The organism is Prevotella sp. P4-119, assembly GCF_002251345.1.
Classification (GTDB): domain Bacteria; phylum Bacteroidota; class Bacteroidia; order Bacteroidales; family Bacteroidaceae; genus Prevotella.
On record NZ_NPJB01000040.1, the window covers coordinates 1 to 11,168 of the forward strand.

12 protein-coding genes are annotated in these 11,168 nt (G+C 48.7%); 3 read left to right on the top strand and 9 right to left on the bottom strand.

The window, feature by feature from the left end; all coding sequences use genetic code 11:
* The 3 genes from CIK89_RS04485 to CIK89_RS04495 form a co-directional block, all read left to right on the top strand.
* A partial coding sequence (locus tag CIK89_RS04485; protein WP_144007349.1) for an IS3 family transposase occupies window positions 1-92 on the top strand: 92 nt, incomplete at its 5' end.
* 119 nt (window positions 93-211) lie between these two features.
* Window positions 212-1,777: a capsule assembly Wzi family protein gene (locus CIK89_RS04490; protein WP_094390246.1), complete on the top strand. Its 1,566-nt coding sequence runs from the start codon at window positions 212-214 to the stop codon at window positions 1,775-1,777.
* The gene (locus tag CIK89_RS04495) at window positions 1,762-2,217 is read left to right on the top strand and encodes a lipocalin-like domain-containing protein (protein WP_094390247.1); all 456 of its coding nucleotides are present in this window, start codon (window positions 1,762-1,764) and stop codon (window positions 2,215-2,217) included. Before CIK89_RS04490 ends, CIK89_RS04495 begins: the two co-directional genes overlap by 16 nt.
* On the opposite strand, the gene CIK89_RS04500 is transcribed toward CIK89_RS04495, so the two are convergent.
* The 9 genes from CIK89_RS04500 to CIK89_RS04540 form a co-directional block, all read right to left on the bottom strand.
* On the bottom strand, window positions 2,197-2,865 hold the full coding sequence (locus CIK89_RS04500) for a sugar transferase (protein WP_094390248.1): 669 nt from the start codon (window positions 2,863-2,865) through the stop codon (window positions 2,197-2,199). The genes CIK89_RS04495 and CIK89_RS04500 overlap by 21 nt on opposite strands.
* Window positions 2,866-2,897: 32 nt before the next feature.
* Complete coding sequence (locus CIK89_RS04505) at window positions 2,898-3,719, bottom strand: glycosyltransferase (protein WP_371591466.1); 822 nt, start codon at window positions 3,717-3,719, stop codon at window positions 2,898-2,900.
* 35 nt (window positions 3,720-3,754) lie between these two features.
* Window positions 3,755-4,633, bottom strand: a complete 879-nt coding sequence (locus CIK89_RS04510; RefSeq protein WP_254046615.1) for an alpha-1,2-fucosyltransferase — start codon at window positions 4,631-4,633, stop codon at window positions 3,755-3,757.
* Between the two features lie 65 nt (window positions 4,634-4,698).
* A complete protein-coding gene (locus CIK89_RS04515) occupies window positions 4,699-5,463 on the bottom strand; it encodes a glycosyltransferase (protein WP_094390249.1) in 765 nt (254 codons plus the stop codon).
* Window positions 5,464-5,465: 2 nt separating this feature from the next.
* On the bottom strand, window positions 5,466-6,578 hold the full coding sequence (locus CIK89_RS04520; protein ID WP_094390250.1) for a hypothetical protein: 1,113 nt from the start codon (window positions 6,576-6,578) through the stop codon (window positions 5,466-5,468).
* On the bottom strand, window positions 6,575-7,864 hold the full coding sequence (locus CIK89_RS04525; RefSeq protein ID WP_094390251.1) for an oligosaccharide flippase family protein: 1,290 nt from the start codon (window positions 7,862-7,864) through the stop codon (window positions 6,575-6,577). The genes CIK89_RS04520 and CIK89_RS04525 overlap by 4 nt, the downstream gene beginning before the upstream one ends.
* Entirely contained in the window at window positions 7,861-9,441 is a 1,581-nt protein-coding gene (locus CIK89_RS04530) for a hypothetical protein (protein WP_094390252.1), read from the bottom strand. Before CIK89_RS04530 ends, CIK89_RS04525 begins: the two co-directional genes overlap by 4 nt.
* Window positions 9,442-9,456: 15 nt before the next feature.
* The gene (locus CIK89_RS04535) at window positions 9,457-10,260 is read right to left on the bottom strand and encodes a polysaccharide biosynthesis/export family protein (RefSeq protein ID WP_094390253.1); all 804 of its coding nucleotides are present in this window, start codon (window positions 10,258-10,260) and stop codon (window positions 9,457-9,459) included.
* A 172-nt stretch (window positions 10,261-10,432) separates the two neighbouring features.
* A partial coding sequence (locus CIK89_RS04540; protein WP_144007350.1) for an RtcB family protein occupies window positions 10,433-11,168 on the bottom strand: 736 nt, incomplete at its 5' end.

The following is an 11,168-nucleotide window of genomic DNA, read 5'->3' on the forward strand; positions in this document are numbered from 1 at the left end:
AATATATTGACTATTATAACAATAAAAGAATAAAAATCAAGTTAAATGGTATGAGTCCAGTACAATACAGAATGACTCAATTAAATACGTAAATGTTTAACCCGTCCAACTTCTTGGGGTCACTTCAAAGGTACTCACGCTCGGAAGTACAAAAGAAAAAGTGATTTTTCTTTTGTACTTCGCTCGCTTAATCGTATCTTTGTAGCCAGATATGAAATATATTGCAATAGCAACGCTTCTTGCCGTCACATTCAATGCCCATGCCCAACAGCGCGAACCTCTTGCCGACAGTCTTGACTATCGGATGGAACGCCAGAATTCGGCATCGGCGGGTGATCATTTGCCATTATGGCTTCATGCCAATAAGTATGGACTCAGTTCGCTCAAAACTACTAATGGCTTTTGGCGTGCAACCATAGAGCGTCCACTCTCACGTGATGATAGTCGGCGCTGGGGTATTGGTTATGGCCTTGACATGGCTTTAACGGGCAGATATACCAGCCGTTTTGTTGTTCAACAAGCCTATGCTGAGGTGCGCTGGCTCAAGGGTGTGATCACCGTGGGTAGTAAAGAACAACCCATGCAGTTGAAAGATCAGGAACTCAGCAGTGGTTCACAAACTCTGGGTATCAATGCCCGCCCTGTTCCACAAGTGCGACTTTCCTTGCCCGACTATTGGACCATTCCCGGCACACACCATTGGCTTGCCATAAAAGGACATATTGCCTATGGCAAGACAACCGATGACCATTGGCAGACTGAGTTTACCCAAAGGCAATATAAATACACGCAAAGCACTCTTTATCACAGCAAGGCAGGCTATCTGCGTATTGGAAATGCCAACAAAATCATCGTGTCGCTTGAACTCGGACTGGAGATGGCGGCACAGTTTGGCGGCACCTCATATCTGCGACAAAGTGATGGCTCGATGAAGGCCTATCACAATCAAGGCGGACTGAAAGGAATGATAAAGGCATTGGTGCCAGGAGGCGGCGATGTGTTGGAAACGGAAAACCGCAATGCTGCAGGCAATACCTTAGGCAGTTGGCTGGCACGTTTCAATTTCGATGCTGACGAATGGGGATTCAGTCTTTATGCCGACCATTTCTTTGAAGACCAGTCGGCGCTGACCCATCTCAGTCCTGATGGATATGGCGAGGGAGACCAATGGAACACGCAGGTGAAACGGCGCTACAATCTCTATGCCTTCAAAGATATGTTGTGGGGCTTTGAACTTCGTATTCCCGACCAACGATGGATGAATAAGATGGTGTTTGAATACCTCTATACTAAGTATCAGAGTGGTGCCATGTATCATGACCACGACCAAACACTGTCAGACCAGATTGCAGGTCTCGACAACTATTACAACCATTACCTCTATACCGGATGGCAACACTGGGGTGAGGTGATGGGCAATCCACTTTATACTTCACCTATTTATAATAGCGACCATCGTATTGCTGTGGAGAACAACCGTACTGTAGCCTGTCATCTTGGTATTGCCGGCGATCCTTCTTCCCGCTTACATTATCGCTTACTGGCTACGTGGCAGAAAGGTTTTGGCACCTATTGGGCACCGTTTCCCGATCCACGGCATAACGTCAGTCTATTGGCTGAAGCCTCTTACCGCTTGCGCGATGGTAAGGAACGATGGACTCGGGGATGGACGCTCAGAGGAGCTCTTGCCATGGACAGCGGAACGTTGCTGGGCGACAACTATGGTGTGCAACTCACTTTGATTAAGAACGGAATACTGAAATGGAGAAAGAGATAATGAAACGGCTGATATTTGTATTGACAATATGTATGGCTTTGGTGGCTTGCGACATCGAGACATCAGACAATGGCGACCTCGATGGCTTCTGGCAACTGCGCCAAGTAGATACTCTTGCCACAGAAGGCACAACAGACATGCGTCAATCGATGATTTATTGGGCTGTGCAAAACCGCTTGATAGAAGTGCGCTTGTTGGAGAATGAGGAGAGCAACGGCACGGGATATCTGTTTCATTTCGACCGGACAGACGACCAATTGAACCTCTCTGTTCCTTATCTGCATCTGCGCGACGAACCCGATGAGGAGGTGACCGACCTTGAGGTGATGCGTCCTTTCGGATTTGATGCCTTGCAACAGTCGTTTGCCATCAAATGCCTTGATAATGATAAAATGATTCTTGAAACGCAATATATACGCCTACATTTCCGTAAATATTGATGCCCTGTTGTTTATCGTTTTTGTGACAATCTTATAGAAAGTAATGGATAATATTTTCAAATCTTGCCACCACGAACGGTGTCTCAGATAGTTGAGATCCATCTCCAGGCGGCGAAGCATCTTTTCCATGGTATCAGTATAGCCATTGTAAATGGTGGAATAGGAGGTGATTCCTGGACGTATTTGATATAGAAATTGATAGCGTGAATCTCTTTCCATAATCTGATCAATATAGTAGGGACGTTCAGGACGTGGACCGACAAACGACATTTCTCCTTTCAACACATTCCAGAACTGTGGCAGTTCGTCGAGGTGGTAGCGTCTCATCCATCGTCCGGCTTGAGTCAGTCTGATATCGGTGGCATTGTTGCAGAGCTGAGGACCGCTGTTCTCGGCATTGGTCACCATGGTGCGGAATTTATAGATGTAGAATGGGCGTCCGAAGCGTCCGATGCGTTCCTGCCGATAGATGATAGGTCCGTCTTTCCCACGCCGTACTGCCAGATAGCAGGCGAGAAACAAAGGGGAGAAGATGATGATGCACATTCCTGCCATGATGAAGTCGAACCATCGCTTCACTTCTCGTTCAAAAGCATTCATGCCATCGTATATATAGTTGTCTATTTGTTTTGTTTGGGTATTATTCATATGTTATTTTTAACGTAGCAATCTTGGTTTTATTATCTACGTAGTAGGAAAATATAGATGTTTTGTCGCAATTTGTTGGGCAACAGTCTTACAACACACCGCATCAGCATGTTTGTTGTCATCTCTATGGTGCTGATATACTTGAACTGATGAAAGGATCGCAATAGGTTGATTTCCGACTTGGTGTATCGCCAGCCGCCCCGTCTGCCGAAGAAGTCTGTAGAGGTGCGGAAGTGTATGAGCGGCTGTTGCAGGTTGTGAAATCGTGCCCCGTCCATGATGAGTCTTACCCATAGGTCGTAGTCTTCAAACAGATAGATGTCATGGTATCCACCTACACGCATCACCGCTTCGCGGCGAAACATCACCGTAGGATGGTTCATCGGGTTGCGGCGTTTGCCAAACCTCACAATGTCGGCATGGTGCTCGGGCAACCGCCGTATAGAGATGGTCTCTGAGGGAGTGGCGCAAAACTCGTCGGTCCATCCTCCCAACACGTCACAGTCAGGGTGTTCTGCCATGTAGTTGTATTGCAGTTCCAGTCGGTTGGGGTAGCAGATGTCATCGGTATCCATGCGCATCACAAGGTCGTTGTGGCAGTGGCGAAGACCTTCGTTGAGTGCCAGTCCAAGTCCACGGTTTTCCTTGAGTGGCACAAACTGCAGTTCGGGATAATTGTTTCGGTAGCAGTCAATCATCGTGTCCAGCGCTTCTGTCAGCGGGCCATCGCCCACGAGTATTATCTCGCTGGCACGGAAAGTCTGACTGAACACGCTGTCTAAACATTGACGTAGGTATTCTGGCTTTTCCCGATGATAGACGGAGAGCAATATACTGCAGTTTATTTGTTGCATGGCTTGCTTGTTTTAATACATCTGTTCATGCGTTGTTATATGGTTATCCAATGGCTGGGCACAGGAGTGACCGCAGCCTGTCGTCGCCACCAGAGCTTTGGCCCAATGTTGATGGCACCGGTCTGTGTTGCCAACCAAGCGCCCCACCATGAGAACGATGAATTGGCGATGATATGATGTCGGCAGAGGGTCATCAGATGCATGTCCTGTATGCCCTGTTTGCCGTTGTTCCAGTCGGCAAAGATGGCTTCTACATCGTTGAGCAATGGTTGCAGATGGTTTTTACACCATACAATATCATCGGAGAAGATGCAGAACAACTGTGCCTGAGCGTGTTGTCGGATGTAGTGGATGGCTTGGGTGTAATAGTCGGTGGCGGTCAGATCATAAAATAGCTTATCGCCGATATAGTCGGTGCGCCGCACATGGATGCTGACAGCCTCTTCCTTTTCCAACCGTTGTGCCAATGCGGTGTTGGCTTCATCGGCGAAGTCGGGAAAGTGGAATCGTTCCATGAGTATGTCACGGCAGTCGCTGAAATATTCCTCATGTTGCCAGTAACCATCATAATAGGTGTTGCCTTGTCGGCTAATAGCCTCATGGTCGATGGCAAAGTTGTGTGGCTCTACACACATGGTTCTTCGCTTGGGCAACAACCTGCTACCAAACCGCCATGATTGAAAGTTGGGGTAGGGGTAAGCCACGTGGGCTATCATTCCGCATGTTGCCTGTTTGATGTCGATGCCAAACACCTCGTTGAGTTGGTATTTTCGCCTATAGCCATTAAACCCATGCAGGTCTGCCATCACCATTTCATCGGGATGGTGTCGTTGCAAGGCGGTATAGAGGGCATATTGAAACATTTGGTTTCCAAGTCCTCCAAGTATCTTGACAATCTTTATCGGTTGTGCCATTATTATGCAAAGGTAATGATAAATCAGCAGAAATGCAAACGATGTTGCGAAATATCTTGGCGCAACTATCTGCCAAATTGTTGCTTGACGGTCATAATCGTCTTCCCGATGGCCAGCATGAGTCGTAGAGAAATGCCCTTGTGCATGGTACCGATGATTTTGGCATCATGCTGCCACGCTTGATAGATATGGATGCTACGGCTAATCTGCCCTTCGTGGTCGTGGGCTGACTCCACGATGAGTGTTGGATAATAGACGATGGCTGACGCGCGAAGCATACGGTAGTACCATTCCACATCGACCAGCCATTGCAACGGCTCATGAAACGCCTGTCGCTTGTCGCATCGAAATGCTACGCAGGCACATGGCCCGATGGCGTTGAGGCCAAATAGCGTGGTGGGGTGGTGCAGCATCCATCGTTTCAATCGTGAAGGAAAGTGTCGCTTCTTTTGTTTCTCTCCTATCATGACGTGCACTTCCGATACGGCAATATCGGCATTGGTCTGTCGCATGACGTGCAGTAACTGGGCGAGATAGTTGTTGCCCACCAAGGCTTCGTCGTGGTGGAGTACAATGCCATATGTGCCCGTAACCTTGCCGAGTCCTTCGTTCCAATTGCCCACCGCCCCCAACTGAGGTCGGTTGTGGTGGTAATTGATTCGATCATCGTGGAGTCCCATGACATACTGTTCGATGCGATTGTCGGTAGAATCGTCGCAGACTATGATTTCCATACTTACCCCTTCTTGGCTGCGCACACTGTCTATAGCACGTTGTGCTAATGCCAGATGGTTGAAGGTTGGGATGATGATAGAGAAGTTGGGAGTCATGATTACGGATGTGATAAGGTTTGATGTTTCTGATTGATGAGATACATGCAAATCAACAATACAGAGAGCGACAATACATTGTCGATACTGCCACCCCAGAAGAGATCGAGTGCCAGTCCGAGAAACAGTCCTAGTTCGGGCGCATAGTGTTTATAGCTACTGTAATGTGAGAAGGTGCGGAATAGTGAAGCGATGAACAAGAACATCAATGGGAGTCCGAAACACAATCCGAAGAGCAGAATGGTCGATTCTGTCACATCGGCTGTTGCCAGCGTTCTGACGCTGAAGCGCGTGTGGTCTGTCACTTGTTGAAACAGAAAACCATTGCCAACCAACGGGCTGTCGTTGAGTCGGTCGATGGTGTGTCCCCATAGTTTATAACGGAAATAATTACTCTCACTACTCATCATTGTCCATCGGGTCAGTACAACCACCATACCTATCGTGGCACATATTCCCGACAGCAGATAGCTTCGATGGCGATAGAGGTGGAAGGTGATGAGCACCAAGACTAACGCCAACGAGATGAAGTAGCGGAGTGACCCTGCCAATAGCAGATTGACCACCATCAGAAAGGCTATAGAATAGCGCAACCTTTTCCGAAGTCCCATCTCGTTGATGAGGAAACATAGTGCCAAAAACGAAATACTACCCGAATAGAGCGAATTACCCTTGATGCCTTGAAAGCGCGGAATCAGTTCTCCGGGACGGATGGTCAGATACACCCATGGCAACTTCACTCCTGCCACCTGCAGTATATTCGCCATGAGATCGGCTGCAAAGATGGCATAAACGGTATATTTCACAGCGGTCAGCAAACGGCTTTTGTCTTTTACTCCCATCAGCATGACGGTGAGGAAATAAAACTGAATCCATCGTGCCAATGGTGCAGTTTCGGTGGGGCGCGCCATCATCATGAAGAGCCCGACAATGAGCGAGGCTGCCGTGAAGCCTGCAAACAAGGGTACACTCTTCACACATGTTGCAAAGGTGTGCTGGGAAAACAACAGCAGTAGCGCCCCTGCTAACAGCGGAACGAAGGCGTAGCCGGCAAACTGGAGCAATACCAGTGCGATGGCAAATAGTGTTATGCCGAGTTCTTCGCGTGTCTTCATAACGGTTGACTGTTGGGAGTGAAACAGATATAAACGCCCATCACGATGGTTTTTAGCAGATACGCCAATAATATTGCCATCGCCAATGCCGACGATCCCCAATGCAGGGGTAACAGCCATAGGGCCAACAGACATGTGGCAACAGCCCATACGACATTGAACAGGAATCCTGTCCACATCTTGCCGATGCTATAAATTGCCATCTCTATCACGTTTGACACACAGGCAAACACCACCGATACGGCGAGCAGTGACAGTGTGACATGGTTGGTGTAGTCTGTGCCATAGAGAGGCATGATGACAGGGGCTGCCACAATGATCAGTAATGCCAACAGCGAGGCAATACCTGCGATGAGTTGGATGTGCAGGCGGAGCGTGTGGCTGAAGGTCTGACTCTCTGTCATGCTCGATAGGATGGGGAGGGCTATCTGACTGATAGCACCTGGAACAAACATGATGATGATTTTCCATTGGTCGGCAGCTTCAAATACTGCCAGTTCTGCGTAGCCGTCGTGCCTCACGAGCATGGCGCGGATAGTCCAGAATACGGGAGTGACCATCAGCGCCGATAGTGCTGCTGGCAGACTGTAGGTCAACAGCAGTTGCCAGTCTTTCTTACGGATAGCCACACCGTGGGTGGCGATGCCTGCGTGTTGCAGGGTGCGCCTCACGGCAAAATGGTAGGCTATATAGAGCACCGCCACACCGAGTCCGAATCCCACAACAGCACCTTCCAATCCATAGATCCAGGTACCGGTGGTCATCAATGTCGCTTCTGCCACGCTGCCCACAAGGGTGCATAGCGCTATGCTGCGAAAGTCTTCCATTCCTGCAAGAATACCGTTGAGCGACCCGTTAAGGGTTGATCCCAACAGCATCAGTCCGCCCAGCATCAATGCTGTTTGCAACTGTGGCGAGTGGAGAATATTGTTTGCCAATAGTCCCGAACAACCTATCATGACCACCATGATTCCCATTCCAAACCATAGGGCGAAGCGGTTGGACATGGCGCAGATGGAAGCTGCCTGTGCGCTGTCAGTATGGCGGTGTTGGGCTATGAAGCGTGTTGCTGTCACTCCGATGCCTGCTGCACCAAACACAATGAACATGCCGATGGTGGAACGCACCATGCCGAGCTCGCCAAACTGGGTTTTGCCCAACAGTCGGGCACAGCCGATGCCTGCCAGCAATACCAGCAGTTTGCCCACAGCCGTCCCGGTAAAGGTCCATAGCGCGCCATTTGCCATGCGTCGTTTGATGTCAGACTTCAATCGTGTGCGGTTCATGCTGTTTTCTCTTCCTCTGTTTCTTCCGTGTCGTTGAGTTGTCGAATATAGAGTACTATCATGGGCAACAGCAGCGCCAAGAGCCATGCTGCTCCAAAGGTCCATAGCTTACGGGGGAAGATGGGGCGCAACTTTCCCATTGGCGGTGTTACCACGCGTATGTTTTTATTGTTGAATGCTCTGTCGATGCCGTTTTCTTCACGCTTCTGCAACAGATAGACGTATAGCGATTCAATCACCTTCTGTTGGCGTTTGGTGGGAAGCATCTTGCTCTTTTTAGTGGGCAGTTCTGCCGCCTTCCCTGTCAGTTCCTGTTCTTTGGCTACCACCCCTTTGAGTTGAATCTCTATTTGCGACAGGGCATGGCTGATTGAAGTGGCAATGGCATTGTGCATGGGCGCAATCTGCGCATCGAGGTCGCGCACCAAGGGATTGCGCTCACTGCTGTTTGCTGCCAGATTCTGCCGTTTCAGCACTAGCGTGTTGTAATTTGCAATCTGTTTGGCAATATTGTCGTTGTCGGGTAGAATGTTGCCTGGCAATACCTGATGGTTGTCTCCTTCCTTGCTCATCAACTGTTGCATGTGTTTCAACACATACCGTTGGTTGCTCAGTTTGAGCATCATCTCATTGATATCGGCAGCAGATATTGCCATTGCGTTAGGTGTGGCAGCCCCTATTTCCAACAGGTTGTCGTGCTCGTAGTCGGCGAGTTTGCCATCCAGTTGGCTGAGTGCCTCTTCTATCTCTGTGATGCGCTGATTGATGAAGTTGGTTGAGGCCTGTCGCTCTTCGTCCTTGTCGGCTTGCCACGCTTGAAGATACACCCTTGTCAGCTCGTTGAGTATCAGTTCTGCACGACTGCTGAAAGCGTCATCGTAACTGAGTTGCACTATCGACGTGTTGTTGTTGAGCACATCGCCTTTGATTCGCTTCAAACAGCGTTCTGCCATCTCGTAGGGTGGCTGTTTGGTAATGGTGATGGTGAGTGTCTTTGCCTGGCGCATCAGCGTTTGGAAGGCTGGAGTTGATATTAAGGTGACGGGACCGAGGGGCGTGACACAAACGCTGTTGATGTGTCCGCTTACCTCACCTTTCATCTGTTCTTTGTTTTTCTCGAAATCGGTCAATACCACAGCCCCGTCCTCGTGTAGTGTGGCGCGGAGCCGCAGTTTGTCTGCATCTGTTGCTGCACCAAACTGCGCCTTTATGGGCAGTGTCTCGCCGTAGCGTTCTTCGCGTGTAAACCAGTTGCCTGTGGTGTAGGTCATATCGAGATGGTTGTCTTTCACTACCTTCATCATCAAGGCTGGCGAGAGAAATACTTCCAATTCATTATCCACATTCGATGTGATGTTGAATCCCATATTGGCAAACATGTTCATGCCTATCATGCTCGACAGCATACTGCCTGGCGATGTCTCATCTTTCACCATGATGTCGGTGGTGCGACGATATAGTGGTGTGACAACAAGCTGGAACAACACCCCTGTAATGGTCATGGCAATGGTGCTCACGGCAAACCATCGCCAGTGGCTGATGCACATCTGGAGAAAACTCTTCTGAACTTTTTTCATAGTTGTTTTTGAGGATTATCGGGTAATGAGACCAGCGAGCGAAGCCAATATTGAGGCAATAGAAATCCATAGTGACATGGATCGTGTCTCGTTGCCGTTGGTGGTTGATTGTCGAATCTTGGTTGGGTTCGCCTTCACATATATCAGGTCGTTCTGGTGTACATAGTAGGCTTCCGACTCGTGGAGAGCTTTGCCACGGGTGAGGTCTGCCATGAGGGTGGTGTGGCGCTCGCCATCGTTGCGCACCACCACGACACTGTCTCTTCTGCCATATACGGTCAGGTCACCAGCCTTTCCCAGTGCTTCCAGTAGCGTCACTTCATCTTTTTCTATTGCGTATTCGCCAGCATTTTTCACCTCGCCCATCACGGTGTAGCTGAGGTTGCGGAAACCAACGGTAACAGTGGCGTGTTTCAGCAGTCCTTCTTCCTCCAATCGTGTTTTGATGTAGTTCTCAACCTCGCTGCGTCTCATGCCTGCCAGATGAATGGTGCCTAATTGTGGGAAATCTATGTTGCCGTTGGCATCGAGTCTGTAGCCCTCCACATACTGCGACCCTTGTGCATTTCCATTGCTCATAGTGGTAGTCATGCCCTTGTTGAATAGAGCATCCAGTTCCGCACTGTTACTCTTCACGAGGATAGAAATCTCGTCTTTTGGCTGCAGTCGGATATAGCCACTGGCAGGTGTTGTGGTCACACTGCCAGACTGCAAATCTTGCAGATAGTTGTAGTTTTTGGGCGTCACACAGGCGGTCATCACCATTGCCGTTGCCATGGTGCAGATCCATCCGCAAATCATTGTTTTCTGTTGTTTCATATTTATAATAACGACAAATCGCACAAATAATTGTCAAAAGTACAAAGAAAAGTTGAAAATATGAAGATAATGGGGGAGAATTGGAATCATAAACCACAAAACCACCCTGTTTTTGGTTTTTCAAAACTGTTATATTGTTATATTGTAACGCTTTTGCAAGTGCCCCATTCTTTTAGCCTTTTATCACAGCAACTGGCAAAAGTCGTGTTTTTACTTTGACGAGGTCTGCCTCGTTGGCTATGACAGTTTCTATGTCCTTGTATGCACCTGAGGCTTCCTGCATGTCATTTTGATTGCGGATTGCGTGAATGATACCTAGGGCATCCAATCGTTCCACTTCTTCTTTCAAGTTGAGGTCACGGATGGCAGCAGTACGCGACAGCGTTCGCCCAGCTCCGTGAGAGCATGAACAGAATGACTCAGGATTGCCCAGTCCCTCCACGATGTAGGATGCTGTTCCCTGTGAGCCGGGAATGATCCCAATAACTCCCTCACGTGCCAGCGTTGCCCCCTTTCGGTGTACAATAACATCCTGCCCGTAGTGCCTTTCCCATGCTGCATAGTTGTGGGCAATATTGATCATTGGTTCAAACCCAATCTCTGGAATAGCATCTTTGATGACCTCTTCGATGCGTTTCATCATCAACTTACGGTTACACAGGGCGAAGTCAACACAATATTTCATTTCCTGCCAGTATGCATTGAACTCGTCGGTTCGTAGAGGAAGAAATGACAGACGAATATCTGGTGAAACCACAGAATACCATCTCTCATTGAGCTTCTTTGCCTTCTCGTTATAGTAATCACCGACAAGTTTTCCAAGATTTCTGGAACCAGAATGGATCATAATCCATAGTGTACCTGTTTCATCCTTCTGTAACTCAATGAAATGATTTCCACCACCTAAC

Coding starts and splice junctions, on each gene's coding strand:
- CIK89_RS04490 (WP_094390246.1), top strand. CDS start 212: ATGAAATATATTGCAATAGCAACGCTTCTTGCCGTCACATTCAATGCC.
- CIK89_RS04495 (WP_094390247.1), top strand. CDS start 1,762: ATGGAGAAAGAGATAATGAAACGGCTGATATTTGTATTGACAATATGT.
- CIK89_RS04500 (WP_094390248.1), bottom strand. CDS start 2,865: ATGAATAATACCCAAACAAAACAAATAGACAACTATATATACGATGGC.
- CIK89_RS04505 (WP_371591466.1), bottom strand. CDS start 3,719: ATGCAACAAATAAACTGCAGTATATTGCTCTCCGTCTATCATCGGGAA.
- CIK89_RS04510 (WP_254046615.1), bottom strand. CDS start 4,633: ATGGCACAACCGATAAAGATTGTCAAGATACTTGGAGGACTTGGAAAC.
- CIK89_RS04515 (WP_094390249.1), bottom strand. CDS start 5,463: ATGACTCCCAACTTCTCTATCATCATCCCAACCTTCAACCATCTGGCA.
- CIK89_RS04520 (WP_094390250.1), bottom strand. CDS start 6,578: ATGAAGACACGCGAAGAACTCGGCATAACACTATTTGCCATCGCACTG.
- CIK89_RS04525 (WP_094390251.1), bottom strand. CDS start 7,864: ATGAACCGCACACGATTGAAGTCTGACATCAAACGACGCATGGCAAAT.
- CIK89_RS04530 (WP_094390252.1), bottom strand. CDS start 9,441: ATGAAAAAAGTTCAGAAGAGTTTTCTCCAGATGTGCATCAGCCACTGG.
- CIK89_RS04535 (WP_094390253.1), bottom strand. CDS start 10,260: ATGAAACAACAGAAAACAATGATTTGCGGATGGATCTGCACCATGGCA.